This is a genomic window from Serratia sp. 2880STDY5682894, from assembly GCF_001537385.1.
Classification (GTDB): Bacteria; Pseudomonadota; Gammaproteobacteria; order Enterobacterales; family Enterobacteriaceae; genus Serratia; species Serratia nevei.
Genome location: NZ_FCJA01000006.1, coordinates 161,343 through 188,300, shown reverse-complemented (window position 1 = coordinate 188,300; position 26,958 = coordinate 161,343). Strand labels below are relative to the sequence as shown.

The 26,958-nt window shown below is 61.7% G+C and carries 21 protein-coding genes, 1 pseudogene and 1 other annotated feature; of the genes and pseudogenes, 5 read left to right on the top strand and 17 right to left on the bottom strand.

Features of this window, described 5'->3' with window-relative positions:
* Positions 1–7: 7 nt before the first annotated feature.
* Both dacB and ushA read right to left on the bottom strand, forming a co-directional pair.
* Complete coding sequence (dacB, locus tag AWX27_RS15275; protein ID WP_060423468.1) at positions 8–1,474, bottom strand: D-alanyl-D-alanine carboxypeptidase/D-alanyl-D-alanine endopeptidase; 1,467 nt, start codon at positions 1,472–1,474, stop codon at positions 8–10.
* Between the two features lie 149 nt (positions 1,475–1,623).
* On the bottom strand, positions 1,624–3,276 hold the full coding sequence (ushA, locus tag AWX27_RS15270; protein WP_060423465.1) for a bifunctional UDP-sugar hydrolase/5'-nucleotidase UshA: 1,653 nt from the start codon (positions 3,274–3,276) through the stop codon (positions 1,624–1,626).
* 178 nt (positions 3,277–3,454) lie between these two features.
* Here ushA and AWX27_RS15265 point away from each other — a divergent pair, with 178 nt between their 5' ends.
* Together AWX27_RS15265 and ybaL are read left to right on the top strand one after the other, a co-directional pair.
* Positions 3,455–4,675, top strand: a complete 1,221-nt coding sequence (locus tag AWX27_RS15265) for an MFS transporter (RefSeq protein ID WP_060423463.1) — start codon at positions 3,455–3,457, stop codon at positions 4,673–4,675.
* A gap of 245 nt (positions 4,676–4,920) precedes the next feature.
* On the top strand, positions 4,921–6,612 hold the full coding sequence (gene ybaL / locus AWX27_RS15260; RefSeq protein WP_004940247.1) for a YbaL family putative K(+) efflux transporter: 1,692 nt from the start codon (positions 4,921–4,923) through the stop codon (positions 6,610–6,612).
* 57 nt (positions 6,613–6,669) lie between these two features.
* Here ybaL and AWX27_RS15255 read toward each other — a convergent pair whose 3' ends face one another.
* From AWX27_RS15255 to AWX27_RS15200, 12 genes are all read right to left on the bottom strand, one after another.
* On the bottom strand, positions 6,670–7,974 hold the full coding sequence (locus AWX27_RS15255; protein ID WP_049199930.1) for an inosine/guanosine kinase: 1,305 nt from the start codon (positions 7,972–7,974) through the stop codon (positions 6,670–6,672).
* A 90-nt stretch (positions 7,975–8,064) separates the two neighbouring features.
* A complete protein-coding gene (hemH, locus tag AWX27_RS15250) occupies positions 8,065–9,027 on the bottom strand; it encodes a ferrochelatase (protein ID WP_004940253.1) in 963 nt (320 codons plus the stop codon).
* 119 nt (positions 9,028–9,146) lie between these two features.
* Positions 9,147–10,310: a glycerate kinase gene (locus AWX27_RS15245; RefSeq protein WP_049199928.1), complete on the bottom strand. Its 1,164-nt coding sequence runs from the start codon at positions 10,308–10,310 to the stop codon at positions 9,147–9,149.
* A 9-nt stretch (positions 10,311–10,319) separates the two neighbouring features.
* Entirely contained in the window at positions 10,320–11,585 is a 1,266-nt protein-coding gene (locus tag AWX27_RS15240) for a GntP family permease (RefSeq protein WP_038875012.1), read from the bottom strand.
* Between the two features lie 119 nt (positions 11,586–11,704).
* Positions 11,705–12,838, bottom strand: a complete 1,134-nt coding sequence (locus AWX27_RS15235) for a sugar diacid recognition domain-containing protein (protein WP_060423460.1) — start codon at positions 12,836–12,838, stop codon at positions 11,705–11,707.
* 166 nt (positions 12,839–13,004) lie between these two features.
* Positions 13,005–13,649, bottom strand: coding sequence for an adenylate kinase (gene adk / locus AWX27_RS15230; RefSeq protein ID WP_004940261.1), 645 nt, complete (start codon positions 13,647–13,649; stop codon positions 13,005–13,007).
* Positions 13,650–13,851: 202 nt separating this feature from the next.
* Positions 13,852–15,717, bottom strand: a complete 1,866-nt coding sequence (gene htpG, locus AWX27_RS15225; RefSeq protein WP_060423457.1) for a molecular chaperone HtpG — start codon at positions 15,715–15,717, stop codon at positions 13,852–13,854.
* 144 nt (positions 15,718–15,861) lie between these two features.
* The gene (gene recR / locus AWX27_RS15220; protein ID WP_004940263.1) at positions 15,862–16,467 is read right to left on the bottom strand and encodes a recombination mediator RecR; all 606 of its coding nucleotides are present in this window, start codon (positions 16,465–16,467) and stop codon (positions 15,862–15,864) included.
* Complete coding sequence (locus tag AWX27_RS15215) at positions 16,467–16,796, bottom strand: YbaB/EbfC family nucleoid-associated protein (protein WP_025301790.1); 330 nt, start codon at positions 16,794–16,796, stop codon at positions 16,467–16,469. The genes recR and AWX27_RS15215 overlap by 1 nt, the downstream gene beginning before the upstream one ends.
* Positions 16,797–16,837: 41 nt before the next feature.
* The gene (gene dnaX, locus AWX27_RS15210; RefSeq protein WP_060423453.1) at positions 16,838–18,796 is read right to left on the bottom strand and encodes a DNA polymerase III subunit gamma/tau; all 1,959 of its coding nucleotides are present in this window, start codon (positions 18,794–18,796) and stop codon (positions 16,838–16,840) included.
* Positions 17,441–17,505: a sequence feature (DnaX frameshifting element), on the bottom strand. It overlaps the preceding gene by 65 nt.
* Positions 18,797–18,888: 92 nt before the next feature.
* Entirely contained in the window at positions 18,889–19,440 is a 552-nt protein-coding gene (gene apt, locus AWX27_RS15205; RefSeq protein ID WP_019454166.1) for an adenine phosphoribosyltransferase, read from the bottom strand.
* 278 nt (positions 19,441–19,718) lie between these two features.
* A complete protein-coding gene (locus tag AWX27_RS15200; RefSeq protein WP_019454167.1) occupies positions 19,719–20,099 on the bottom strand; it encodes a DUF454 family protein in 381 nt (126 codons plus the stop codon).
* Between the two features lie 134 nt (positions 20,100–20,233).
* Between AWX27_RS15200 and priC the strand changes: the two genes are divergently transcribed.
* Both priC and rsmS read left to right on the top strand, forming a co-directional pair.
* Complete coding sequence (gene priC, locus AWX27_RS15195) at positions 20,234–20,770, top strand: primosomal replication protein PriC (protein WP_060423450.1); 537 nt, start codon at positions 20,234–20,236, stop codon at positions 20,768–20,770.
* Between the two features lie 108 nt (positions 20,771–20,878).
* Complete coding sequence (rsmS, locus tag AWX27_RS15190) at positions 20,879–21,058, top strand: pleiotropic regulatory protein RsmS (RefSeq protein WP_016928837.1); 180 nt, start codon at positions 20,879–20,881, stop codon at positions 21,056–21,058.
* A 41-nt stretch (positions 21,059–21,099) separates the two neighbouring features.
* Here the strand turns inward: rsmS and mscK are convergent, their stop codons facing one another.
* From mscK to acrR, 3 genes and pseudogenes are all read right to left on the bottom strand, one after another.
* Entirely contained in the window at positions 21,100–24,474 is a 3,375-nt protein-coding gene (gene mscK / locus AWX27_RS15185) for a mechanosensitive channel MscK (protein WP_060423448.1), read from the bottom strand.
* 100 nt (positions 24,475–24,574) lie between these two features.
* Entirely contained in the window at positions 24,575–24,928 is a 354-nt protein-coding gene (locus tag AWX27_RS15180; RefSeq protein WP_033647269.1) for a DsrE/DsrF/TusD sulfur relay family protein, read from the bottom strand.
* Between the two features lie 11 nt (positions 24,929–24,939).
* Positions 24,940–25,614: pseudogene (gene acrR / locus AWX27_RS25125) on the bottom strand (multidrug efflux transporter transcriptional repressor AcrR).
* A gap of 142 nt (positions 25,615–25,756) precedes the next feature.
* Between acrR and sdeX the strand changes: the two are divergent.
* On the top strand, positions 25,757–26,944 hold the full coding sequence (gene sdeX, locus AWX27_RS15170) for a multidrug efflux RND transporter periplasmic adaptor subunit SdeX (RefSeq protein WP_049199912.1): 1,188 nt from the start codon (positions 25,757–25,759) through the stop codon (positions 26,942–26,944).
* The last annotated feature ends 14 nt before the right edge of the window (positions 26,945–26,958 follow it).

Below are 26,958 nucleotides of genomic sequence, written 5' to 3'. Positions count from 1 at the left end.
CGCGCGCTCAGCGGCACACCACCGTAGCGTCACAGGCCGCCAGCGTCTCGACCAGGCGGTCCTCCAGCGCCTTCACCTCCGCGCCGGGCACCAGATAGTTGTTGCTGATGATGGCGAACGCCAGCGGCCGTCCGGTCGCCGAGTCGACATAGCCGCTGAGCGACGAGACCCCGGTCATGGAACCGCTCTTGGCGTGGGCGCGGCCCGCCGCCGCCGTCTTCACCATGCGGCTCTGCAGCGTACCGCCCACCAGCAACCCCGGCTGGCCCGCGATGGGCAAGGCGTTATACCAGGCGGCAAACCACGGCTGTTTCCTGGCTGCCAGCAGCAGCGTCGTCAGCTGCTGCGCCGTGATTTGGTTCATGCGCGACAGCCCGGAACCGTCTACCTGACGGTACGCGCCGGCCGCGATGCCCTGGCTTTGCACAAACTGGCCGATCGCCTGCAGGCCGGCGGCCCAATCCCCCTTTCCCTGCGTCTTGCGGCCCATCGCCTTGGTCAGTACCTCGCCGTAACCGTTGTTGGACACCTTCAGGAAGGTGACGGCCAGGCGAGAGAGCGGCGGCGAGGTTTTTTCGGCCAGCAACCGGGCATCGGCAGGGGTCACGCCCTCTTCCGCGTTACCGCGCAGCGTGATGCCGTGCGCGCGCAGCGTATGTTGCAATAAGGCGCCGATCACGCGGGCCGGTTGATCGACGGTGATCAATCGCGAGCGGGTCTCCGCCTGCGCGGCGATGGTGCCGCTGACCACGATTCGGTTGCTGCCCGGCTGGCGATCGAACGTCAGTGCGGTGTCGCCGCCGGTGGTGGTGCGGTTGACCAGCGTCACCGCGTCATTGGCGGGATAGAAACCCACCCGCCCTGGCGCACCGGCGCGGGCACCCGGCTGCACGTCCACCCGCACCACGTTGATATCGCCACCGGGGGTAAAGGCGTAGTTCAGCGCCGAGATCGGCGCGCCGAAAGCGAAGGGTTCGTCGTCCCAGCTCCAGCCGGCGCCGAAGGGCGTTTGATCGAACGCGCTGGCGTCCAGGATCAGCCGCCCATGAATATGGCGAATGCCGCGCTGCGCCAGCGTGGCGGCGAAGGTGTCGAGATCGTCAGGGTGCAACGTCGGATCGCCGCTGCCCTGCAGATAGAGATCCCCCTGCAAGGTGTCGCCGCGCTGCTCGCCGGTGGTCAGCAGCCGGGTTTCAAACCGGTAATCCGCCCCCAGCACGCCGAACGCCGCCAGAGAAGTGAACATCTTCATGTTGGAAGCCGGCGCCAGGCGCTGCTGCGCGTGCGCCTGATACAGCACGGTGCCGCTGTCGGCATCACGCACCATCACGCCGCTCGACGCGCCAACCAGCGCCTTGTCTTGGCCGATGGCCGCCAGCGCCTGGCTGAGCGTTTGCTCATGGCGTTGGCCGGATGACGAACACCCCGCCAGCGCCAGGATGGCGGGCAGCAGCCAGCCTGCGGTTTTCAACATGTCATCTCCCTGCTTGCGTTATCAAAACCAAATTGTTGCTCAGGCTATCATTGGAAGGCGGCGGCGGCGACTTTTGCGTGCGTTTGAAGGAGGATTTCGGCGGGAAAACAGGCGGCCTGCCCATGGGGAGCAGGCCGCTGCGGTGGCGATTAGCGATAAACGATCTCGCCCTTCGGTTCATAAGCCGCCGCATCCAGCGGCGAGTGTTTCTCGATGTACTGCTTGAGCACCTCGGCATCGATAAAGCCGGTGTTGACGTAGCTCGGCAGCCCGTCCAGCTTCGGATAGCCGTCGCCGCCCAGCGCGTTGAAGTTCAGCGTCGCCATGCGGTAGGTTTTATCCGCCTGCAGCGGCTGGCCGTTGATCTTCACCTCGCTGACGCCCTTGCCGTCCGCCACCAGGCTGACGTTGGCGAACTGGGCGTAGGCGCCGGAATCCGGCTTCATGTTGGCCACTACCGCCAGGTACTGCTCAACCTCGCGGCCTTTCATATCGACATGCACCAAGGTGTTGCCGAACGGCTGTACCTTGAGCACGTTTTTGTAGGTGATATCGCCGCTTTCAATGGAATCACGCACCCCACCGCCGCTCATCACCGCGAAGTCGGCATCGGCGCGCTCCCTCTGCGCGGCCAACATCACCCGCGCCAGGTTGGTTTGCACGAAGCGCACCTTGCTGCGATCGCCCTCCAGCTTGCCGTTAACGCTGCCGATCTTCACGCTCAGCTGCTCCTTGCCCTTCTCCTGGAACGGCGTCAGCAGCTTCATCATGGTCGGATCTTCCGCGATCTGCTGGGTGTAATACACGCGCTCGCTGGTGCCGTCCGTCTTCTCCACCTTCTTCTTCAGGTTCACCGGGATCAGCTGATAATGCACCAGCTTCAGCTCACCGTTGCGGAATTCGAAGTCGGCGCGGCCCACGTATTTGCCCCACTCATGCGCCTGCACGATCCAGGTGCCGTTCTGGCGATCCGGCGAGCACGGCGTGCCCGGCACATAATCCACCTGCTTACGGTTGTCGCCGGCCATGCACACCGGATCCTGCGAGTGGCCGCCGACGATCATGTCGAGATACCCGGCCGGCAGGCTGCGCGCCATCTCCACGTCGCCCGGCGCGTTGGAGCCGTGTTCGCCGTTGTCATAGTGCCCCATGTGGGTAGCGGCGATGATCACGTCCGGCTTCTCGTCCTTGCGCAATTGCTCCACCACCCGCTTCGCCTCCGGCGCCGGCACGCGGAATTCAATGTCGGTAAAGTACTCTGGGTTGCCCATTTTCGCGGTGTCGTCGGTCGTCAGGCCGATCACCGCGATCTTGATGCCCTGCTTGTCGAACAAGGCGTAAGGCTTGAACAGCCGCTGGCCGGTACTTTTCTGATAGATGTTGGCGGACAGCAGCGGGAAGGTCGCCCATTTTTCCTGCTGGCGCAGTACGCTCAGCGGGTTGTCGAATTCGTGGTTGCCGATCGCCATCGCGTCGTAACCCACCAGATTCATGCCGCGGAAGTCCGGCTCGGCGTCCTGCAGATCCGATTCCGGCACGCCGGTGTTGATATCGCCGCCCGACAGCAGCAACAGGCTGCCGCCCTGCGCCGCCACTTCCTGACGAATGCCGTCCACCAGCGTTTTCTGCGCGCCCAGGCCGTATTCGCCGTGATCGTTCTGCCAGAAGTGACCGTGATGATCGTTGGTGTGCAGAATGGTGATGGCGTAGGTCTTATCCTTTTCCCAGGCACTGGCGGCCCCCGACAGCAACGTCAGGGAAACGGCCAACGCGCATGCGGTGGTTTTCAGCGAAAAGCGCATGGCGGATCTCCGTGTATTAAATGGCTTTTATGATGAGGGCGAAATTGTAGCGCGAATTAATGACAGCTGATTTCAAATTTTTGCGATGTGAGTCTGATTATTTCAGATATGGTAAAAATTGAGCGCCCTGCCTAAGATGTCATCTCTGTGCTCAACAACTTATCAGGCTAATAATAATATGACCGACAGTAGCCAAAGCGCGATGCCGCCCGCCAAGGGCAGCGCGGTGAAGGGAACCGCCTTCTCCATCCTTGGCGCCATCAGCGTGTCTCACCTGCTCAACGATATGATCCAGTCGCTGATCCTGGCGATTTACCCGATCCTGCAAGCCGATTTTCACCTCAGCTTCGTGCAGATCGGCATGATTACCCTGACCTATCAGCTGACGGCCTCGCTGCTGCAGCCGCTGATTGGCTATTACACCGATAAACACCCGCAGCCTTACTCGCTGCCGATCGGCATGGGCTTTACCCTGTCCGGCCTGCTGCTGCTGTCGGTGGCGAACACCTTCCCGCTGGTGCTGCTGGCGGCGGCGCTGGTGGGCACCGGCTCATCGGTGTTCCACCCGGAATCCTCGCGCGTGGCGCGCATGGCCTCCGGCGGGCGGCACGGCCTGGCGCAGTCGCTGTTCCAGGTCGGCGGCAACTTCGGCAGCTCGCTCGGCCCGCTGCTGGCCGCGCTGATCATCGCGCCTTACGGCAAGGGCAACGTCGCCTGGTTCACGCTGGCGGCGCTGCTGGCGATCGTGGTGTTGCTGCAGGTCAGCAAGTGGTATCAACATCAGCACCGGGCAACTAAAGGGCAGCCGAAAAGCCCGTCGCTGCTGAAACCGCTGCCAAAACGTACCGTTGCCTACTCGCTGGGCATCCTGCTGGTGCTGATTTTCTCCAAATACTTCTATCTTGCCAGCATCAGCAGCTATTACACCTTTTATCTGATACATAAGTTCGGCGTTTCGGTGCAGAATGCACAGATTCACCTGTTCGCCTTCCTGTTCGCAGTGGCGGCCGGCACCATTATCGGCGGGCCTCTCGGTGACAAGATAGGGCGCAAATATGTTATTTGGGGCTCCATTCTCGGCGCCGCGCCGTTTACCCTTGTTTTACCCTATGCATCCCTGTATTGGACCGGCATTTTGACGGTGATCATCGGGGTTATTCTCGCCTCGGCGTTCTCCGCCATCCTGGTCTATGCGCAGGAGCTGATCCCCGGTAAAGTCGGCATGGTTTCCGGCTTATTCTTCGGTTTTGCTTTCGGTATGGGTGGGTTAGGTGCGGCAGTTCTTGGTTATGTCGCCGATTTGACCAGTATCGAGCTGGTCTACCAAATCTGTGCTTTCCTGCCGCTGATCGGCATTATCACGGCGCTACTGCCCAATATGGAGCATAAAGCGCAATAACCCCGCTGAATACCCGGATGAAATTATTTATTCATCCGGGTTATCCCACGGATAAACCAATGTTATTTGGCTTATCTGACACAAAATCTCCTCATTGCCGCGCCTTAAGTGAAATCCTCTGCTTTTTTACAAAAAAGGCCAAATTAGCCAAGCAAGCCACGAACAAATGCAATAAACTAAATGTATCTTTTCGTAACTTTGTTGCGTTTCTCCCGTGCCGCGATGCATAGCCAGAAGGAGTATGGATGCATAATTCAACACCGCTCATCACCACCATCGTCGGAGGGTTAGTACTCGCCTTCCTCCTCGGCATGCTGGCAAACCGCCTGCGCATCTCCCCTCTGGTGGGGTATCTGGCCGCAGGGGTGCTCGCCGGCCCGTTCACCCCCGGTTTCGTCGCCGATACCTCACTGGCGCCGGAACTGGCGGAAATCGGCGTTATCCTGTTGATGTTCGGTGTTGGCCTGCACTTCTCTTTGAAAGACCTCCTCGCAGTAAAATCTATCGCCATTCCCGGCGCCGTGGCGCAGATAGCCGTCGCTACCCTGCTCGGTATGGGGCTGTCCAAGCTGCTCGGCTGGGATCTGATCTCCGGTCTGGTGTTCGGCCTCTGCCTCTCCACCGCCAGCACCGTGGTGCTGCTGCGTGCCCTGGAGGAACGGCAGCTGATCGACAGCCAGCGCGGGCAAATCGCCATCGGCTGGCTGATCGTCGAAGATTTGGCGATGGTGCTGACGCTGGTCTTGCTGCCCGCCTTCGGCAATATGCTGGGCAACGACAACGCCAGCAGCAGCCAGCTGCTGATGGAGCTGGCGCTGACCATCGGTAAGGTCATCGCCTTCATCGCGTTGATGATCGTGGTCGGCCGCCGCCTGGTGCCGTGGATCCTGTCGAAAACCGCCAGCACCGGCTCGCGCGAGCTGTTCACCCTGGCGGTATTGGCGCTGGCGCTCGGCATCGCCTACGGCGCGGTGAAGCTGTTCGACGTCTCCTTCGCGCTGGGCGCCTTCTTCGCCGGCATGGTGCTGAACGAGTCCGAACTGAGCCACCGTGCGGCGCACGACACCCTGCCGCTGCGCGACGCGTTCGCGGTGCTGTTCTTCGTCTCGGTCGGCATGCTGTTCGATCCGATGATCGTGATTAACGAACCGCTGGCGGTGCTGGCGACGCTGGCAATCATCGTGTTCGGCAAATCTGCCGCCGCGTTCCTGCTGGTGAAAATGTTCGGTCATTCCAAGCGCACCGCGCTGACCATTTCCGCCAGCCTGGCGCAGATCGGCGAGTTCGCCTTTATTCTGGCGGGCCTCGGCATCGCGCTCGGCATGATGTCGGAACACGGGCGCAATCTGGTGCTGGCCGGCGCCATTCTGTCCATCATGCTCAACCCGCTGCTGTTCACCCTGCTGGAGCGCTATCTGGCCAAAACCGAAACCATCGAAGAGCAAATTCTCGAAGAGGCGGTGGAAGAAGAGAAGCAGATCCCGGTGGACATGTGCAACCACGCGCTGGTGGTCGGCTATGGCCGTGTCGGCAGCCTGCTGGGCGGCAAACTGGCCGAGGCGGGCATTCCGCTGGTGGTGATCGAGAACTCCCGCCCACGGGTGGAAGCGCTGCGCGAACAGGGCATCAAGACGGTGCTGGGCAACGCCGCCAATCCGGAAGTGATGGATCTGGCGCGGCTCGACTGCGCGCGCTGGCTGCTGCTGACCATCCCCAACGGCTATGAGGCCGGCGAGATCGTCGCCTCGGCGCGCGCCAAGCGGCCGAACATCGAGATCATCGCCCGCGCCCACTACGACGACGAAGTGGCCTACATCACCGATCGCGGCGCTAATCAGGTAGTGATGGGCGAGCGGGAGATCGCCAACAGCATGCTGAACATCCTGCAGCTGGACACCCTGAGCGAAGAAGAAAAAATGGGCGGCTGTCCGATCTGAAGCGCCACGGCGCACAAAAAAGGTCCGGCATTGCCGGACCTTTTCTTTTTCAGCGGGTTAACGCTCCCAGTAGGACTCTTCCAGGCTGTCTTCCCGCTCCGGCAGGCCACGGGTGAGGCGCGGCGAATGCTGGTTCAACACCTGGTAGCTGACGCGGTTGGCGTATTTGCACACCTGCGCCAGGGAGGAATAAGTCAGGTAGCTGCGCACGTGCTTGCTGGAATTCGGCACGTTATGGCGGTGATAGCCGTTGGCGGCAATATCGTGCAGCAACGCCGACAGCGCGCCGTCGCCGGCGCCGTTGGTGTTCATGATCCTCTCCGGCCCGCCCATATACGGCGCGATGTGCGAATAAACGCGCAGCGGATTTTCACAGTGTTCACGGCGCATGGCGCGGCTGAATTCGTAGCGGTTGAACTCGGCGATATGCCCCGGCAGCAGCGGGTGCTGGGTCTGGCGCTTGTTGGCCTCTTCGGTGTAGCCCGCCATATACAGGCCGTTCGGCCCGGCGGTGCACAGCACCAGATCCACCCACTCCAGCGCCATGTCCGAGGCGGTCAACGGATCGCTCAGCCCGGTCAGCTCCAGCGCTTCGTCTTCGTTCATCGCCAGAATCGTCACGTTTTCCTTCAGGAAGTCGCGCCACCACTGCGGGTTGTCGGCGATCACGTACTTGGTGCCCAGCGTCAATACCACCGGCACGTCGTGTTTTTTGGCGTATTCGATCGCCTGCAGGGTGGCGGCCTTCATCGGCTCCCCTTCCTTGCAGCGCACCAGATAAGAGCTCAGCACCAGCGCCGACGCGCCGGCGATCACCTCTTCAGGAATGCTTTCCGGGCGCAGCTGGTTCATCTGGCCCGGGTTGATGGCGAAGGTGCGCTCGCCGCTTTCGCCAATCAGCGTGAAACAGCGGCCGATGGCGCCATCAACGCCCTGCAGATAGTTAAGATCGGTACGGCTGGAGGTATTGCACAGGTAACGGTAGGCATAGCTGCCGATTTTCACGTTGCTGCACATCACGCCGAGCAGCACCGAGCGATCGTCCGCCAGCACTGAATAGTTGTGCATGGTATTGCCGATGGTGCCGCCGGCGAACTGATGGGTAACCAGGTTGTTGTCATTCAGTTCCTGATACAGCGCCTCGGCGACGTCGTCTTCGATCACCAGAGAGTGGCCCAGGCTCAGGCCGTAGCGCTGGACAAAAGCGTCGTCCACTTTCGCCTCGATATCCACCAGCGTCTGATCGATGCCGACGATATACGAGGTGCTGATTTCACTTTCGGGCTGGGCCTGCTGCAGAAGCGGATCGCGGGCGCTCACCGGGAAATAGTGTTTGGACTTGCGTTTACCAGGAAATTTCATGTGATTGGCGGTGGTGACGGTTTAACAAGCGGAGAATGTTAACACATCCCCGCCCGATCACGATGCATCTAATAGACAGATTATGGATGATTACAGGCGCTGCGCCACCAGCTGCTGCATCATATCGATATGCGCCGGCTCGTCGTTCAACGCCGAGATATATTCAAACTTCTCGCCGCCGGCCTTGAGGAAGATCTCGCGGTTCTGTTCTTTGATCTCTTCCAGCGTTTCCAGGCAGTCCGCCGAGAAACCGGGGCAAATCAGCTGAATGTGCTTCACGCCCTGCGCCGGCAACCCCTTCAGGGTCTCATCGGTGTACGGCGTCAGCCACGGCTCGCGGCCGAAGCGCGATTGGTACGTCATCATCACGCGCTCCGGCGCCAGCGGCAGCGTGGCGCTCAGCGCACGCAGGGTGTCCTCGCAGCGCTGCGGGTAGTCGTCGCCCAGGCGCGCATAGCGTTTGGGAATGCCGTGGAACGACAGCACCAGCCGATCCGGCTGGCCGTGCTCGGCGAACGAGCGCTCCACGCTTTGCTGCAGCGCGGCGATGTAGGCCGGATGTTCGGCGTAATCGCGGATGAAGGCCACAGAAGGCAAACGGCGATAGCCTTTCAGCACCCGCGCCACGCCATCCCATACCGCCGCGCTGGTGGAACAGGAATATTGCGGATAGAGCGGCAGCACAACCAGGTTGGTCACGCCCTGCGCCAGCAGCTTGTCGATGGCTTCCGCCAGGCTCGGCGAGCCGTAGCTCATGCCCAGCTCCACCGGCGTATTCGGCATGCGCGCCGCCAGCGCCCGCTGTTGGCGGCGGCTGTACACCAACAGCGGCGAGCCCTCTTCCATCCACACCGACTGATACAGCTTCGCCACGCGCGGCGAACGGATCGGCAAGATCGCGCCGTTGAGGATCGGCCACCAGATCAGCGGCGCCGTATCGACCACGCGATCGTCACTGAGGAATTCCTTCAGATAGCGTTTGACCGCCGACGAGGTCGGCGCATCTGGTGTGCCCAGGTTCACCAGCAATACGCCGTGTTTCTCTTGCTTCATCTCAGTTCCCCTCATTTCCTTTCCGGCCGGCATTCCGTTCTGGGTCGGGATGTCAGCAGCCATTAATGCCGGCTATTGTAACGGAAAAGTCCTGCATCGAAACCGATAACAGCAACAGGCTATGCCTGTGGGCCTTCCCTTTGCGCCAGTTGCCACACCGCCGCCACGTTGCGCGCCGTCACCTGCAGATTGCGATCGGCGTCCGCCAGCGCTTCTTCCAGCGTCACGATGCGGTCGAGCACCGAAAACGCCGCGTCGATGCCGTGTTGATGCACCACCTGGTAATCCGGCGTCAGGCTGCCGGCGATGGCGATCACCGGCACCCCGTGGCGCTTGGCCACCCGCGCCACGCCGATCGGCGTTTTGCCGTGGATCGACTGGCTGTCCAGCCGCCCTTCGCCGGTGATCACCAAATCGGCATCGCGCACCGCCTCATCCAGACGCAGGGTTTCGGTGACGATCTCGATGCCCGGCCGCAAGCGCGCGCTGAGCATGCCGAGCAGCGCCGCCCCCATGCCGCCCGCCGCTCCCGCGCCCGGCTGGGTGAGCACGGCGCGGCCGGTTTCTCGTTCCAGCAGTTCGCCATAGTGATGCAGTGCCGCATCGAGCTGCGCCACCATCTCCGGCGTCGCCCCCTTCTGCGGCCCAAACACCGCCGAGGCGCCCTTTTCGCCGCACAGCGGGTTATCGACGTCGCAGGCGGCGGTTACGCTCACCCGTTGCCAACGCGCATCCAGCCCGGCGAGATCGAGGTGCGCCAGCTGCGCCAGGGCCGCCCCGCCCACCGGCAGCGGCCGGCGATCCTTATCCAGCAACTTCACGCCCAGTGCCTGCATCATCCCGGCGCCGCCGTCGTTGGTGGCGCTACCGCCGATGCCGAGAATGATCGCCTTCACGCCGCGCTCCAGCGCCGCCAGCATCAGTTCGCCGGTGCCGTAACTGGTGGTGATGCGCGGATCGCGCCGGCCGGGCGGCGCCAGATGCAGCCCGGAGGCGGCGGCCATTTCAATCACTGCGGTTTCGCCGTCGCCCAGCAGGCCATAGAACCCCTGCACCGGCTCCCCCAGCGGCCCAGTGACCGTCACCTGGACGATTTCGCCGCCGGTGGCCGCCACCATCGACTCCACCGTGCCTTCGCCGCCGTCTGCCATCGGCAGCTTCACGTAGTGCGCCTGCGGATAAATTTGGCGGAATCCCCGCTCGATGGCGTCGGCAACGCCGAGCGCGCTCAGGCTCTCTTTGAAAGAATCCGGGGCAATAACCACTTTTTTCAGCGTTTTCATCACTGTTCCTTATCCCGCCAGGTTAAATACGCCAAACATCAGCGCCGAGATTGCCGCGATGGTGAATCCCACCAGCGTTTCATACGGCAACAGCTTCAGCCGCTCGTGCACCGCCATATTGACGCTGCCGCCGGTAGCGTGGAAGAAGCTGCCGTGCGGCAGGTGATCCAGCACCGTGGCGCCCGCATGGATCATCGCCGCACCGGCCAGCCCGCTCACACCCAGTTCGAGCAGCGTAGAGCTGAACACCCCGGAAGCCACGGCGGTGCCGGCGGTGGTCGATGCGGTCGCCATCGACATCAGCGCGCCGGACAGCGGCGCCAGCAGCCAGGCCGGCAGCCCGGTGTGCGTTAAGCCGTTAATCAAGACATCCTTCAGCGCCGAGTTGGCGATAATGCCCGCCAGCGTGCCGGTGCCGAGCAGCATGATCGCCACCGGCGCCATGCGCGACAGGCCGGAGACCATAAAATGATTGCACTGGCGGATACGCCCCATCAGCAGCGCGCCCGCCAACCCGCCGGCCGGCAGCGCGATCAGCGGATCGACGGCGATACCGGCGATCGGCCGCAGCGACAGCAGCAGGATCGCGACCAGCGGCGCGCTGATCGCCGCAGCGAAGCCCGGCCGCGCCCCTTCGGCATGCTGAGTCAGCTCTTCGGCCATCACTTTGCTGCCTTTATCGCTCAGGCGACGCGCCAGCAGATAGGCCACCACCAGGCCACACAGCCCCGGCACGATGCCGGCCATCATCACCGAAGTGAGCGGCACGTGGAAGTTGTCCGCCGCCGCAATGGTGTTCGGGTTGGGCGACATCACGTTGCCGGCCTTGCCACCGCCGATCATCGCCAGCAGGATCGCCGCGCGCGAAATGCCGGCCTTCTGGGCGATCGACAGCGCGATCGGTGCGACGGTGATCACCGCCACGTCGATAAATACCCCCACCGCCGTCAGGATCAGTGTAGCCACCGCCAGCGCCAGCAGCGCGCGGGTTTCACCCACCTTGCGCACGATGGTTTCGGCGATGGTGTGCGCCGCGCCGGATTCGATCAGCACTCCGGCCAGCACCCCCGCCGCCAGAATGCGCATCACGGCGTTGGTGATGCCCTGCGCCCCGCCGATCATCAGCGTTACGGTCTGCACCAGGTCGGCGCCGCCACACAGCCCGCCCGCCAGCGCGCCGGCGATCATGCCGTAAGCCGGTGGCACCTTGCGTAGAATCAGGACGATGGCGACGGCTAACGCCACCAGCGCCCCCAGCGTGGATACGGTTGTCATTGTTGTTTTCTCCGTGGTTGATGTGCAGGCCAACATATCCCGCGCGCCCGGCGTTGGCCTGAGGGGAAACAACAAAAAATCGCCGGGTGAACAGCGTGGAATTTGTGGGTTGGCACAACTCAGTCGTGCATCAGCATGCCGATATACAACCGCAGAGCGTCGGTTAATTGATTGATTTTCATGCCGGTTATCGCTTCGATGCGCTGCAGGCGATAGCGCAGGGTATTGACGTGGATATGCAGCTGCGCGGCGGTCTGCGTCTGATCACAATTCTGCGAAAAATAGTGGCGCAGCGTGCCGCGCAGCACGCCTTTTTCGTCCTGTTCGCCCAGCGTCCGCCAGGGGCGCCCCAGCTCCTGCGCGCGCCAGTCCTCCCCCAGATCGCACAACAGCGACGGCAGCGGGTAGTCGTGGTAGAACAGCGTGGCGTGACGCAGTTTCAGGCGCTGCGCCATCGCCTGGGTGGCGCGCGCCGTCAGGCTGGAACGGTAGGCGCTCTGCGGATCGTCATAAAAACCGCCGACGATCAAGCGCACCCGAAAGCGGTGTTTGAGTTGGTTTTGCAAACGCTGCGCCTGCTGGCGTTCCAGCTTCAGGCTCCATTCACCCTGCGCCATGCAGGCCGGGCGCAGCAGGGTCATTTCATTGAAGCCGGTAATGGCGATCAACGCATCGCGCTGGGTGGCCTCCAGCTCCGCCAGCAGCTCGCGCAGCAGGTGCGGCTGCGCCTCTTGCAGCTCGACGATCCACACGATGCGCGCCTGGCGCAGATCCAATCCCAGATACGCCGCCATCGCTTGCAGCGACGCGGTGTTCGGCTGCGGCTGCAGCAGCTGGTTCGCCAGCTCTTCCCGGTAGCGCTTTTCCCACTGGTGCTGATCCAGCAGCGCCGCCTGCTCCACCATCAACTCCGCCGCCATCTTCACCAGCTCGGCGTAGGCGCGCACCTCGGCCGGTTCGCCGGAGATGCCGATCACCCCCACCCGCTGGTTGCGAAAGCTGAACGGCAGGTTGATGCCGGGCCGCACACCCTTCAGATGCTCGGCGGTGGCGCGGTCGATTTCCACCACCCGATTCTCGGCCAGCGCCAGCACCGCGCCTTCATGGCGCTGGAACAGGCGCTGCGGGTTGCCGGAGGCGATGATCACACCGTTGCTGTCCATCACGTTGACGGAATGGCTGATGATACCCATCGCCCGCTGGACGATCTGGCGCGCGGTGGCTTCCGCCAGAAGATTGGTTTGTCTGAGCATGCCCGGCTCCCTGCTGAGGGTGAAAACGCAGGCTTGTTATACGCCATTTGGCGCGGGCGATTAATGGGCACGGCCGCAACAAGCCGCCACGATCACAATTTGGCGGGAAAACGGCAAAAAAAAACGCCGGGCCACAGGCCCGGCGTCATGCACAATCCGCTTGCGATCAACCGAGGATGGTCGCCAGCTCTGCGCTCACTTCGGCGACCTTGCGGGTGCCGTCGATTTTGCGGTATTGGGTGTTACCCGCTGCCGCTTCTTTGCTGTAGTAAGAGATCAGCGGCGCGGTCATCTGATGGTATTCCACCAGGCGCTTGCGCACGGTCTCTTCCTGATCGTCCTTGCGCGTGGTCAGCTCTTCGCCGGTCACGTCGTCTTTGCCTTCCACCTGCGGCGGATTGAACTTCACGTGGTATACGCGGCCGGACGGCGCGTGCACGCGGCGGCCAACGATGCGGTCAACGATCAGCTCGTCCGGCACGTCGAACTCCAGCACGAAGTCCACGTTGATGCCGGCTTCTTTCATCGCGTCAGCCTGCGGAATGGTGCGTGGGAAACCGTCCAGCAGGAAGCCCTTGCGGCAATCTTCCTGAGCGATGCGCTCTTTGACCAGCGCGATCACCAGCTCATCGGTCACCAGCTTGCCGGCGTCCATGATCTCTTTCGCCTGCTTGCCCAGTTCACTGCCGGCCTTCACGGCTGCGCGCAACATATCACCGGTGGAGATTTGCGGAATGCCGTATTTCTCCATGATGAATTGAGCCTGAGTACCTTTACCAGCGCCCGGAGCGCCCAGCAGAATGATACGCATTGCGTAAATCCCCTTGCTATGTAGTTTTTATAAAATTGCGAAAACGCTCAACGATACCATTTCAGGGGGGGCAGGCTCAAGGCGCGCGAAGGAAATCGATTGCGGAATGTGCAAAAAAACGGGCAAGCAAAAGGCGAGAAAAAGCGGGGAAAAATCGGCAATGCACCCCTAACGGTGCCGTTAAGGGCGCATATCTTCAGCTTTAGGCGGACAGTAACTTATTCATGCGACGGATGAACAGGTTCGGATCCTCCAGCGTGCCGCGTTCAGCCAGCAGCGCCTGATCCAATAACAGGTCGATCCATTCGGCGAAATGTTCGTTATCGCCCACGTCGGATGCTCGTTTGACCAACGCATGCTCCGGATTAAGTTCGAAAATGTACTTCACCTCCGGTGCCTGCTGGCCGGCGGCGGCGAACAGCTTGGCCATCTGGGTGCTCATTTCGTCGGCGTCGGTTACCACGATCGCCGGCGTATCGGTCAGGCGGTGCGTCAGGCGCACATCCTTCACGCGTTCGCCCAGCAGGGTTTTCACGCGTTCGATGAAGGGTTCCAGCTGCTTCTCGGCGGCCTTCTGCTCTTCGGTTTCATCCGCCAGTTTATCCAGCGTTTCATCCGCTTTGCTGACCGACTGGAACGGCTTGCCGTCGAACTCGGTCAGGTAGCTCATCATCCACTCGTCGATGCGATCGGACAGCAGCAACACTTCGATGCCTTTCTTGCGGAACAGCTCCAGGTGCGGGCTGCTCTTGGCGGCGGCGTAGCTGTCGGCGGTGATGTAGTAAATCTTCTCCTGCCCTTCCGCCATGCGGCCGACGTACTCTTCCAGCGACACGGTCTGCGCCGAGCTGTCGCCGTGGGTGGAGGCAAAGCGCAGCAGCTTGGCGATCGCTTCCTGGTTGCCGTTGTCTTCCGCCGGGCCCTCTTTCAGCACCAGACCGAACTGCTGCCAGAATTTCTGGTAGCCTTCGGCGTCGTCTTTGGCCAGCTTATCCAGCATCTGCAGCACGCGCTTGGTCAGCGCGCCGCGCAGGTTTTGCGTCACGCGGCTGTCTTGCAGGATCTCGCGCGACACGTTCAGCGGCAGATCGTTGGAATCGACCAGGCCACGCACGAAGCGCAGGTAGTTCGGCATGAACTGCTCGGCGTCGTCCATGATGAACACGCGCTGCACGTACAGCTTCAGGCCGTGCTTGTGATCGCGGTTCCACATGTCCCACGGCGCCTGCGCCGGGATATACAGCAGGCTGGTGTACTCCTGCTTGCCTTCCACCCGGTTGTGGCTCCAGCTCAGCGGATCGGTGAAGTCGTGAGCGATGTGCTTGTAGAACTCTTTGTACTCTTCGTCGGTCACGTCCGCCTTGCTGCGGGTCCACAGGGCCTGCGCCTTGTTGATCTTCTCCCAGGTGACGGTATCGTCTTCTTCGTTTTTGCTTTCGATCTCTACCGGCAAGGCGATGTGATCGGAATATTTGCCGATCACCGAGCGCAGGCGCCAGGCGTCGAGGTACTCCTCTTCGCCTTCGCGCAGATGCAGGGTGATTTCGGTGCCGCGAGTCTCTTTGGTGATATCGGCGATGGTGTAGTCGCCTTCGCCGGCGGACTCCCAGAACACGCCTTCGTCATCGGCGGCGCCGGCGGCGCGGGTGCGCACGGTCACTTTGTCCGCCACGATGAATGCCGAGTAGAAACCGACGCCGAACTGGCCGATCAGCTGGCTGTCTTTCGCCTGGTCGGAACCGATGGATTCCAGGAACGCTTTGGTGCCGGACTTGGCGATGGTGCCGAGGTTTTCGATCACTTCTTCGCGGCGCATGCCGATGCCGTTGTCGGCGATGGTCAGGGTGCGCTGCTCTTTATCAAAGGACAAGCGTACGCGCAGCTCGCCGTCACCGGCGTACAGCTCTGGCGCGGACAGGGCGCGGAAACGCAGCTTGTCGGCGGCGTCAGAGGCGTTGGAAATCAGCTCGCGCAGGAAAATTTCTTTGTTGGAGTACAGCGAATGGATCATCAAATGAAGCAGCTGTTTTACTTCAGACTGGAACCCGCGGGTTTCTTGACCTTTCATACTCATTGATTACCTCAAAAGACAATGGCTACCAAAATCGAACAATGAGGATCAGATGAGGGTCAGGGTCTTGTTTTTCAAGCGGACGGCGGGAGATTTTTGGCAAAAAAAAGACGGGGCCGAATGGCCCCGTCCGGGAAAACATCAGAACTTGATGGCGTGACGCCCGGCCAGCGAATGCGACAGCGTGGTGCCGTCGACCATTTCCAGCTCGCCGCCCACCGGCACGCCGTGGGCGATACGGCTGGCGAGCACGCCATACTGGCCGCACATCTCGGCGATGTAGTTGGCGGTCGCTTCCCCTTCCACCGTCGGGTTGGTGGCGAGGATCACTTCGGTGATGCTTTCCTTTTCCAGCCGTTGCTCCAGGCGATCCAGACCGATATCGCCCGGCCCGATGCCGTCCAGCGGCGACAGATGGCCCATCAGCACAAAGTAGCGCCCGGCGAACTGGCCGGTCTGCTCGATGGCGTGGATATCCGCCGGGCTTTCCACCACGCAAATCTGGCCGTTTTGCTGACGGCGCGGATTGGCGCAGATGGTGCAAACGTCCTGCTCGGTGAAGGTGCGGCAATCGGCGCAGTGGCCGATCTCCGACATCGCGCGCGTCAACGCCTGCGCCAGGCGCATGCCACCGCTGCGATCGCGCTGCAGCAGCTGAAACGCCATGCGCTGCGCCGATTTCGGGCCGACGCCCGGCAGGCAGCGCAGCGCCTCCATCAGGGATTCAAGGAGCGGGCTGGTTTGCATCAGAACGGCATCTTGAAGCCAGGCGGCAACTGCATGCCGCTGGAGACGGAAGCCATTTTCTCTTTCTGGGTCTCTTCGATGCGGCGCGCGGCGTCGTTAAACGCGGCGGCGATCAGATCTTCCAGCATGTCTTTGTCGTCTTCCATCAGGCTAGGATCGATCTCCACGCGGCGGCAGTTGTGCGCGCCGTTGATGGTGACTTTCACCAGGCCCGCGCCAGATTCGCCGGTCACTTCCAATTTGGCGACTTCTTCCTGCATCTGCTGCATTTTTTCTTGCATTTGCTGGGCTTGCTTCATCAGGTTGCCCAGACCGCCTTTACCAAACATAGTCGTCTCTCGTCGCTAGGGCCGCGCACCTCGCGCGGCGTTTAAAGGGGGCGAATACTCTCTTCATCCAGATCCGCGTCGAAGAACCGGCACAGCGTCTGAATATGGGTATCCGCAACGATGGACTGGCGCGCCTGCGCCAGCTTTTCTTCATAGATGGCTTGTCGCCACTCCAGCGGGGTGCGCTCCGCCGGATTATCGTCCTCTATCACGGTCAGCTCGATCGGGCTGCCGTACAGCTCACCGAGCGCTTCGGCCAACGTCTTCTGCGCCGAAGGCGAATTCAGATGACGCTGCGAAGACCGCAGATGGAGGCAAATCTTGCCCGCTTCCGGCTGCTGCTTGAAGGCGTTCAACGCCAGCTGCTGCACCAGTTTCGGGATCTTCAGCCTGTCGATTTCCGCCGCCCAGGCGTCGCGCTCCAGCGACTCCACCACCAGCTTGGCGGCCAGCTCCGGCGTTTTCTCGTGCTCCAACGCCGTGCGCAGCGCTTTCGGCGTCGCCAGCGGTTCCGGCGCCGCTTCCGGCTCGGTCTGCGCGCGCCAGCGATAGGCTTCCGGCTTGGCCGGTTTTTCCGGCACCTTCTTCTCTGCCAGACGCTGCTGGCTACGCTCGGTCACGGAAGCCAAACGCCCCAGCGCCGAATTTGCCGGCCGCGCTATTCCTGGCGCCGCCGGCTCATTCTTTTTTGGTGTGGATGCTCCCTGCTGCCGCTGCAGCTGGGACCGCGCTTTCAACAGCTGGGCGGTGGCATCCGGTAATGGGGTCGATGATTGTCGCGGTGGCGCGGCCGGCTGCCCTAGCGGCGGCGGCGCGTCCTGAAACTGCGGTGGCTGTTGCGCTGCGGCGGCCTGCGGCTGCGCCATCGGCGCCGGCGCGGTCTGCACCAACGCCACCGGCTCCGGGATCACCGCTTTCGGGTGAAACGCCAGCGCGCGCAGCAGGGTCATCTCAACCCCCATGCGGCGATCCGGCGCATAGGCCAGCTCTTTGCGGCCCACCAGCAGCGTCTGGTAGTAAAGTTGCACATCGGCCGGCGGCAAAGTGCGCGCCAGCTCGCGCAGCCGTTGTTCCACGGCCGCGTAGTGGTTGTCGAGCATCGAAGGCAGCAGCTGCACCATCGCAATGCGGTGCAGCAGCGCCAGCGTCTCCACCAGCAGGTTTTCCCAGTCCACGCCGCGCGAAGCGGCCTGCGCGACCTGCGCCATCACCTTTTCGCCGTCGGCGCTGACCAGCGCTTCGAGGATCGCCAGCGGCTGCTCGTCATCGAGCGTGCCGAGCATCTGGCTGACGGTGGCGGCGGTCACCTGCCCCTGCCCCATGGCGATCGCCTGATCGGTCAGGCTCAGCGCATCGCGCATGCTGCCGTCGGCGGCGCGCGCCAGCAGCTGCAGCGCACGGGCGTCGCTGGTGATCTGCTCCGCCGTCAGCACCGTTTCCAGCTGCTGGCGGATCTGATCGACGTCCAGCGCCTTGAGGTGGAACTGCAGGCAGCGCGAGAGAATGGTCACCGGCAGCTTTTGCGGATCGGTGGTGGCCAACAGGAATTTGACGTGCGGCGGCGGCTCTTCCAGCGTCTTCAGCAACGCGTTGAAGCTGTGGCGCGAGAGCATGTGCACTTCGTCGATCAGGTAGACCTTGAAGCGGCCGCGCGCCGGCGCGTACTGGACGTTGTCCAGCAGATCGCGGGTATCTTCCACCTTGGTTCGGGAAGCGGCGTCGATCTCGATCAGATCGACGAAGCGCCCCTGCTCGATCTCGCGGCAGTTGTCGCATTGGCCGCACGGCGTGGCGGTGATGCCGGTTTCACAGTTCAGGCCTTTGGCCAGCAGGCGCGCGATGGTGGTTTTCCCCACGCCGCGGGTGCCCGAGAACAGATAGGCGTGATGGATCCGCCCCAGCGAGAGGCCGTTGGCCAGCGCGGTCAGGACATGTTCCTGGCCGACCACGTCTGCGAACGTTTGAGGGCGCCACTTACGGGCGAGAACCTGATAGCTCATTAATACCGGAGAAGTCGAGGAATCTGGAGGGTCATGCTAACACAGCCCCGCGGCGATCCGCGAGGCCGTTGTGCCCAAGGGGCGATGCCGCCTCAATGGCCGGCGAAGTCCACCAGGCAGTAGCAGTCGATGCCCAGCTTGTTCAGACGCGCTTCCCCGCCCAGATCCGGCAGGTTGATGATGAACGCGGCGTCTTTCACTTCACCGCCCAGGCGGCGGATCAGTTTGGTGGTCGCTTCGATGGTGCCGCCGGTCGCCAGCAGATCGTCCACCACCAGCACTTTGTCACCCGCGGTGATGGCGTCGGTGTGGATCTCCAGCTTGTCGGTGCCGTACTCCAGCTCATAGCTTTCGCTGAGCGTGGCGCGCGGCAGTTTGCCCGGTTTACGTACCGGCACGAAACCGACGCCCAATGCCAGCGCGACGGGCGCGCCGAACAGGAAACCACGCGCTTCGGTACCCACCACCTTGGTCACGCCCGCTTCGCGATAGCGCTCAACCAGCAGCTCAATGCTGGCGGCGTAGGCCAACGGGTTTTCCAGCAGGCTGGTCACGTCGCGGAACAGGATGCCCGGCTTCGGATAATCCGGGATGGTTTTGATACTGTCTTTAATAAACTGAAGCTGCTGCGCAGTAGCGGTCATAATTGTTGCCTGATAAAACTGCCTGAAAACCGGCGCGCCGCTCACCCACCGCCCCCGGGTGAAACACACCGGAGAAGAAATGGCAGGCGATCCGCGCACGAAAACGCTCAAATCTATGCAAACTGGCGGACAAATGCAACTCTCCCCTGCATCTTTCAACCCGCAGCGTTGTTGACTGCACGCATTCCCCCCGGTCACTTACCTAAGTAAGCTCCCGGGGATGCCTGCGTTTGTCGCCTGGCTGCGGCTTGAAAGCTATTGGGGAGTTTAAGGCACAATCAGCGCTGTTTTTGTTGCGACAGGTCAATAACCGGCAGGCGCAGCATAAAGGTCAGCAAAATGGCCAGCATCAGCAGCAACAGCCCGCGCACCCACCAGATTTTCACCAGCCACAGCGAACAGGCGAAGGTGAGCACGATCACCAGCACCGCCTTCCATTTCGCCCCCGGCGGCAGCGCGCGATGCTGCTGCCAGTGGCGCAGGTAGGGACCGAACCAGGAGCGGTGCAGCAGCCAGTGATGAAAGCGCGGCGAAGAGCGGGCGAAGCACCAGGCGGCCAACAGCAGGAACGGCGTGGTCGGCAGCAGCGGCAGCACCACGCCCAACGTTGCCAGCACCACCGCCAGCCAGCCTAAAATGATCAATAACCCACGCGTCATGCGGCTCTTCGCTCCTCAATCGGTTGCCGCCTACTGTAGCATCGGCGCCGCGCCGGCGGAATATGCGTGCGGCGCTTGTTTCACGGCAGGATCGCGGGCAAGCTTACGCCTGTTGAAATCAAGAGGGAGCTTATGTGAGCACTCAGCGTCTATTACAGGTGTTGGCACAGCAGATCGCGGCGCTGGCGGCCGAAGTGACCCCGCGCGGCGATGTGCCAATCCCGCAGGCGCGCTTCGACGCCGCCCTGTTCGCCAATCGCGGCACGCGGCTGCGCGACTACCAGGCCGAGGTGGAGAAGAATTTCGCCCAGCTGCAAAGCGCCGCCAACGACAGCCGCACCAGCCAGGTGGCCTTTCTGGCCGAAAAACTGGTGGCTCAGATCGCCGCCCTGCAGCGCGAGCTGGCAACCCAGGCGCTGCGGCGCAAGAACCAGCCGAAAGAAGCCCCCGAGGCCGATCTGTACCACAAGCTGGCAGAGCATCAGGACTACGAACGCCGGCTGATCGGTATGATTCAGGATCGGGAAAGCCTGCTGGGGCGCCAGACCACGCTGGCGGCGCAGCAAAAGCTGCAGCACGAGCTGGCGGCGCTGGAGGGGAGACTGATGCGTTGCCGCCAGGCGCTGGCGCGCATCGAACGCAATATCGAGCGCAAAGAAAACGGTTTTTGAAGATTTATCACAATATTTTAATGATTATTCCCGGTTGCGCGCCGGGTTCACTATACTCTGCCGGTACGCGAGTTATTCATCCCATTAATTAATATAAGCGCAGGTGCTATGTCTCTGGAAAACGCGTCACCCGAACTGCAGCTGGCGGTAGACTTGATTTACCTGCTGGAGTGCAACGAGATCGATCCGGCCACCGCGCTGGCGGCGCTGGATATCGTCAAACGGGACTATCAGGAAAAGCTGCAGCGCGCCGGCGTCACCTCTCCCTATCTGCCTGCCGGACAGTAAGCAGGGACAGCGCCGCTGTCCCTTTCGTCTTTCAACGCTTATCAGCCCGCCGTCTGGCCGCCTTCATCCGGCGACAGCGTTCTTTTCACTTCCTGCACTTCGTTGCCCTGCTGGTTATGCAGATAGACCTCCAGCTGGTTGAAAGCGATGTCGATGTCGTTTTCCCGACACAAACGATCGATTGAGCGGTTCAGCTCGTCCACGGTGTAGCTGCGATCGCGCAGTTCGCGCACATACAGCCGCAGCTCGTGATCCAGCGTGCTGGCGCCGAAGTTGAGGAAGAACACCTGCGGTTCGGGATCGGTCATCACCCGCGGGTTGTCATGCGCCGCCTGCAGCAGCACCTTTTTCACCTTGTCGAGATCGGAACCGTAGGCCACGCCCACCTTGATCAGCACGCGGGTGATGGTGTCGGACAGTGACCAGTTGATCAACCGCTCGGTGACGAACGCCTTGTTCGGAATGATCACCTCTTTGCGATCGAAGTCGGTAATGGTGGTGGCGCGAATGCGGATCTTGCTGACCGAACCGGAGAAGGTGCCGATGGTGATAGTATCGCCGATGCGGATCGGGCGTTCGAACAGAATGATCAGGCCGGAGACGAAGTTGGCGAAGATTTCCTGCAGGCCGAAGCCCAGCCCGACCGTCAGACCGGCGGCCAGCCATTGCAGTTTGTCCCAGGAGACGCCCAGCGATCCCAGCGCAACCACGGCGCCCACGGCGGTGATCAGGTAAGTGAGCACGGTGGTGATGGCATAGGATGCCCCCTGCCGCAGCTGCAGCCGCGACAGCACCACCACCTCCAGCAAACCGGGCAGGTTGCGGGTGAGCACGTAGGCGACGATCACCGCGGCGATCGCCACCATCATGTTGCCCAGCGTCACCGCCTGCGACACGCTGCTGCCCGCCACGGTGCTGGTGTAATGCCACAGCGTGATGCTGTCCAGGTAAGCGATGACCGTCACCAGATCCGACCAAATGGCGTAGAAGGCGCTGGCGAAGATAGCAAACAGCACCAGGGTGGTCAGACGCAGCGACTGCTGGTTGATCTGATCGAGCGCCAGCGGCGGCTCTTCCACCACGGCTTCACCGCCTTCGGCCCCCTCCTTCGCCACGTTTTGCCGCCGCGCCAACGCGCGCCGGTAGGCCAGACGCCGCGCCGCCACGCTCAGGCCGCGCAGCGCGGTCAGGTACACGATATTCCACAGGAAGAACAGATACAGGCTGTCTATCCAACGGCTGGCCAGCCGCAGCGTGGTATAGAAGTAGCCGGCGAACATCAGCCCCAGCAGGATCAGCGGCGTGGCGGCGAGCGCGGTGACCACCACCAGCCGCACGGCGTGCGAGCCCTTTTCACGCCAGCTGTCGCGGCACAGCGGGAACACCAGCACCGTGAGCAGCGCCAGCGTCAACATCACCACGATCTGGCCGATGACGTCCTCCACCAGGCGCAGCGGCGCTTTTTCGCCCAAGACCGACCAGAAGATCAGCGGCTGCAGCGCCAGCCCCAGCCGCAGCGTCTGGCGGCGGTAATGTGCGCACAGGTTGGCGCCGAAGTTAAAATGCCGCTCGGCGATGCCGCCCGGTTTCAGCATGCGGTAGCTGAAACCGAATACCAGCCATGACAGCGCCAGCTGCTGCGACAGCGCCCAGATAAAGTCGCTGATGCCGAAGTCCGCGCGATACATCCAGAAACCGACGCCGAGCAGCAGCGCGGCGCCGGGCAACACCTTCAGCAAGGTCAGCGCGATGGCCTTCGGCGTATGCAGCTGGCCATCGCGTTTAAGCTGCCCCACGTCGTTGGCCAGCTTTTGCAGATGGCCGTCGATCAGCCGGTAGCGCCAGCGCAATAGCCCGATCGCCAGCAGCATCGGGATCAGGAACACCAGCGCATTCAAACCGCCCTGCAATAACTTGCCGCCATCGAATTTGATATCGAGCCCGGCGAGCTGATCGCGCACCGCCTCCGGCATCGCCTTCAGCCACGCCAGATCGACCGGCTTGTTGCTGTTGACCCAGAAAATCTGCTGGGTCAGCGTATCCTGCAACGAACCGTAGACGCTGGTCAGCTGCTGCTGGTTGATCTGCAGGTTGATCGATAATGACAGCTGGTTGCTGAGCTGCTTGTTCAGCTGATCCAGCAGCTCGCGGCGCATGTCGACAATTTCGTTCAGCGCATCGATCACTTCCGGGCCGGCCTTTTCCTTGCTTTCGGCCACCAGCTGATTGATGTAATCCTCCCCCTTGAACAGATCGTCGCGTTGCTGATTGATATCGAACTGCTCCAGCCGCAGATCGGCGATGCGCGTGTCTATATCCGCCAGCAGCGTGCCCTGCGGCAGGCTCTGCTGCTGCTGATACAGAATGCGCGACAGCACCAGGCTGCCCTTCAGAACCTGAATCTGCTCTTTCAGGTTACGTTCCGCCTGCAGACCGCGATCGAGCCAGTTTTTGACCCGAATATTCTGCTGGAACAGGGTGTTGCTCTCTTCGGTGGCGGCGATCAGCTGCTGGCTCAGCTGGCGGTTGACGTCCAGCTGCTTGCTGACCAACTGATCGTGCTGGATATCGGTGGCGTCTTCCGGGTTCTGCGCCTCTTTGGCGGTTTTTTCAGACAGCGTCAGGCGCTTGCTGTTGACGAGCTCCTGCAGCAGCTGCACCGACCGATCCAGCGCGTCGATATGCGCCGTGGTGTAATCGCGCTGTTTTTGCAGCAGATCTTGTAGCGTGGTATTGGCTTCCAGGCTCTTGCGCTGCAGCTCCAGCTGCGCGTTGAGCAGCGCCTGTTCGGTGTTCAGCATCACCTGCTGGCTGTTGCGCAGCGAATCTTGCCCCGGCGTCTGGCCGCTGAGCTGGCTGCGGATCTCCTGCAGACGCTGCGAAGCGGCGTACATGGTGCTCTGCACCCGTTCAGGCTGGGTTTGCAGCGACACCAGTTGGCTGTTGTAGGTGGAGAGGCTCTCCTGCGCGCTTTGCAGCTCGTCGAGCGTTTGATACAGCCGGCTTTCCAGCTGGCGCAGCGACAGTGCGGCGCGCGCGGCCGCGTTGTCCGTCGGCCGCTTCAGCGCATCCAGTTCGGCGGTGACCTGATTGAGCTTCGCCGGCGCCTGCTGCACCTGCTGTTTAAGCTGTGCGGCGTCCTGCCGGTTGCGCTCGATGGCGTCCAGCAGCTCCAGCGTACGGGTTAAATCCTGTTGGGAGAGCTTTTCGACCGGCGTCAGGGCTTTTTGCTTGTTCAGCGTTTCCAGCTGGCTTTGCACTTCGCTGCGCTGCGGCAGATCGCCGTTCAGCGCCGCCTGTGCCGGCAAGCAGCACGCAAAAATCAGGAAAAGGAGTGTCGCGGCGGCGATGCGCCGCCGGCATGCGCCGACAAACGTGAGCGGCGCCAGAGAAGGCAGAGTCAACCAGCGATGCATGATTTGGCTTCGGATCGGTAAAGAAGCCTGAAGATTATCACGATCGCCGGCGGGCAACGAACAACAAAAGCGTTGCCGGTGATGTCCCGTTGTCGCGAAATCAGAAAGTCAGCACTTTCTCCGCCGCCAGCGTCCACTGCGCCAGCTCGACCAGCGTGCCGATCGCCACGCCGTCCGCCAGCGGCAAGCGGCTGACGCCGCGCGCGTCGGCACAGGTCTTGCACAGCTTGACCGGCACCTGCTGCGCGGTGAGGATCTCCAGCATCTGCTGCAGGTGATACCCTTCGTGCGGCTGCTGCCCGGCCAGCCCGGCCACCACCGCGTCGGACATCAGAAACAGCCGCAGGTCGAGGCTACTCTGCTGCTCTTTCATGGCGATGGCCAACCGCAGCGCATTGAACAAGGATTCATGGCCATAGGCGGCGCCATTGGCGATGAGAACGATGGATGACATGAAATCTCTCCTTATAAAGGAAGGCGGTCGGCGTCAGGCGTCGCCGCATCGGGTTTGAGGCGCAAGGTGGGGCAAAACTGCAGCATCTCCAGAAACGCGTCCACCAGCGCTTCGGCTTCGGCCCGCAGATCGAAACTTTCCGGCATAAACAGCCAGTTTTCCATCAGGCCGGTGATATAACCGCGCAGGATGATCGCCGCACGGCGGGTATGTAAATCGGCGGGCAATTGCTCGTGGTGAATGCAGTTATACAGCACCGCTTCAATGCGTTCGTAGCCGGCGAGGTACAGCACCTTGCGCGAATCCAGCAATGGCATCATTTCACCGACAAACTCGCATTTGTGGAATATAATTTCCATCAACGCCCGTCTACGGCCGTCTTCAACCGTAGACGTCAGAATGTAAATCAGAATTTCTCGGATAACCCGCAGTGGATTATCGGGAAACTTTGCCTGATACTCTGTTTCGAGCTGGTCAATTTTCGGCTCGGTAGATTACCAAACTTCATTAAACAGGTCTACCTTATTCTTGAAGTGCCAGTAGATGGCTCCACGCGTAACCCCGGCAGCGGTGGCAATATCTGTCAGTGACGTTGCAGCAACGCCACGTTCAGAGAACTCTCTCACCGCAGCATCAAGGATTTGCTGTCGGGTTTCTTGCGCCTGCTGTTTGGTTTTTCGTGCCATGGCATTGTTATTTAGGGGGAGTGTGATTTACATACATTCGCGAATGTATGTACCATAGCACGCACATATAATTAACGCAGCAATGGGTTTTAAAGCTTGTGATCCATTGATCATTTTGAAATCGGACACTTGAGGTTTTTCTATGAACAAAAACAGAGGGTTAACGCCTCTGGCGGCCGTTCTGATGCTTTCAGGCAGCTTAGTGCTAACAGGATGTAACGATAAAGAAACCCAACAGCAAGGCGCCCACCAGCAGGCTCCTGAAGTGGGCGTGGTGACCTTGAAGGCCGAGCCTCTCAACATCACTACCGATCTTCCTGGCCGTACCGCTGCGTATCGTATCGCCGAAGTTCGCCCTCAGGTCAGCGGCATCATCCTGAAGCGCAATTTCGTTGAAGGCAGCGATATCAAGGCCGGGACGTCCCTGTACCAAATCGATCCCGCCACCTATCAGGCCAGCTACGACAGCGCAAAAGGCGATTTGGCCAAAGCACAGGCCAGCGCTTCCATCGCGCGCGTGACGGTAAACCGCTACAAGCCATTGCTGGGTACCAGCTACATCAGTAAGCAGGACTACGACAACGCCGTCTCCACGCTGCAGCAGGCGGATGCCGCCGTGGTGGCCGCCAAGGCCGCCGTGGAAACCGCGCGCATCAACCTGGCGTACACCAAGGTGACCTCCCCGATCTCCGGCCGCATCGGCAAATCCGCCGTGACCGAAGGCGCGCTGGTCAGCAACGGCCAGGCGACCGCCCTGTCTACCGTGCAACAGTTGGATCCGATGTATGTCGACGTCACCCAGTCGAGCACCGACTTCCTGCGCCTGAAGCAAGAACTGGCCAGCGGCGCGCTGAAGCAGGAAAACGGCAAGGCCAAGGTGAAACTGATGCTGGAAAACGGCGCTGAATACGCGCAGGAAGGCACGCTGGAATTCTCTGACGTCACCGTCGATGAGACCACCGGCTCCATCACCATTCGCGCCCTGTTCCCTAACCCGAACGATACGCTGTTGCCGGGCATGTTCGTGCGCGCCCGTCTGGACGAAGGCGTGCGCAGCGATGCGCTGCTGGTGCCTCAGCAAGGCGTTACCCGCAACCCGCGCGGCGACGCGACGGCGTTGGTGGTCGGGGCAGACGACAAAGTTGAGCTGCGTACGCTGAAGGCAGACCAGGCGATTGGCGACAAATGGCTGGTTACCGATGGCCTGAAAGCTGGCGATCGCGTGATCGTCTCCGGCCTGATGAAAGTGCATCCGGGCGCGCAGGTAAAAGTGCAGGAAGTTGACACTCAGGCGCAAAAACAGCCGCAGTCTGAAGCGCAGAAGTCATAAAAAGGAGCCTGTAA